Annotated in this window: 1 protein-coding gene; it reads right to left on the bottom strand. The window is 56.1% G+C overall.

What is annotated here, in order from left to right; genetic code table 11:
• Positions 1–211: 211 nt before the first annotated feature.
• Positions 212–1,582, bottom strand: a complete 1,371-nt coding sequence (locus tag ACQUQO_RS18140; protein WP_007743233.1) for an IS4 family transposase — start codon at positions 1,580–1,582, stop codon at positions 212–214.
• Positions 1,583–1,680 lie beyond the last annotated feature (98 nt).

Raw genomic sequence — 1,680 nt, forward strand, 5'->3', positions numbered from 1 at the left:
CACTGGTTATCGCTTTAGGTCAGAATGAGTGCTCTGTGAGGAATCTGGCCTGCTGATTGCTGCAGAATTTCTCAAAGATGGAGAACGAAGAGTCGAGTCGTGACCGATGTTGCTGGAGTCAACTGAATTCACGTCGGTTTCCTTTCAGAAGCGCGCCGAATTGGGAGCGTTGCCACTCAACGCGAGGCTTTCCCGGCTCGGCTGACGACAGTCAGCCGGGCCGGATCGTCGCCAGTTCACTCGCGTTCGTCAGATCTGGATCAACAGTTCCATGAGCCACTCGCTCTGTGAGCGCGTGGCGATTCATATTCCGGTCAATCGCTCCCTCGATGATCGCTAACCCGGGATCCCACGAATAGCCGAATTGCTGGGCTAACGTCTCCAGAACATCGGTTCCGTACCACTGCAGTCGCTTTGAAAACGACATCGGTTGCGTTTCCGTCTCTTCCTCAACTGAGCCACAACAGGCAGATCCGAGCCCTGCTCGTATCTGCCGCAGCAGATACCGGCTGAGCAGCACCATCACCATCGAGGCGAGCATGAAACACTCAATCGCGTCCGTCCGCCGAACAGAAATCTCGTCCAACCCGAACACCGATTTCGCCTCCTGGACGAGCGTTTCTACGCTCCATCTGTTGGAATACAAAGCCGCGATTTCTCGCGGCTTGAACCACTTTCTCGGCAGATTCGTCACATACAGATGGTAGTCATGGTCAGCGTCAGGTGCATCGTCGCCGTCAGTTGCCTCGTCGTGACGAAGTCCGACGAGGCGGAACTCACGCGGGAGCAGGTCACTTTCCGAACTCAGTGTGTCGAAGCTCGCGGTCACGTCGATTTCGCTGCGATGGAGGTCCGGAAGTACGTCTTGGAGGTTTCTACCCTCCAAGGAGATGGCGTTGCCGCGCCATCTCCTGAGTTCGTCCGTAATCGGCGCGTTTGAATCGACTTTCAACCGATTCACGAACCAACCACCCTGCTCGTCGATCTGCGCGATCTTCCCGTAGTCGTGGTAGCCGAGATCGTCCAACAGAAGCGAATTAGCCATCCAGTCACCGATTTCGAGTTGGCTCAGTTCGCCGGTACGGACATCAGTGATCGACGTGAAAAACGGAGCACGCGATGTGAGTGATTCGATCACGTGGAGCCGTGCTCCAGCGTGATCGTCACCATAGCCGGGGAAGTCCTCGAAGGACTCCGCCGACAGCGTACAGTCGGTCGCATCCGCGATGAAGACATCGCGGAAGCGATCAAACCGACCACCCAGAGAGTGCTCTGTTCCGCCGAGTTCGACGCTGAGGTGCGCAATGATCTCGGTGAGGAGAGTCTTGAGCTCTGGTGTGATCCATTGCTGGATCGACGAGTACGCTGCGTTGTGTTCAGTAAACGTCTTGTAGAAGTCCTGTACCTTGGTTACAGAGCCATCTGGCTGTGTCGTTCCGAAGAGAAAGCTCCAGACAAACGGTACCGGTCCAATCTCACGATTTCGTTCGACGAGGCTGGTGGCGCGAGAGGTTCGCGCCACCGCCTCTCCTGGCAGCACCGTTCGGAGTTCCCGCACGATCCGATCGATCCATCGTTGCATAGGTCATCGGAGCGGAATCGCGGAAAGGAATCTGCTGTCTGAGAGTTCCAGTAAAATCGGTCGATCTTACGGGAAATCGGCTTAGGCGATAACGGGTG

Origin of the sequence: Halococcus sp. AFM35 (genome assembly GCF_051195015.1) — an archaeon.
Lineage (GTDB): Archaea > Halobacteriota > Halobacteria > Halobacteriales > Halococcaceae > Halococcus.

Excerpts from the sequence above, each read along its gene's own strand:
- ACQUQO_RS18140 (WP_007743233.1), bottom strand. The coding sequence starts at position 1,582 with ATGCAACGATGGATCGATCGGATCGTGCGGGAACTCCGAACGGTGCTG.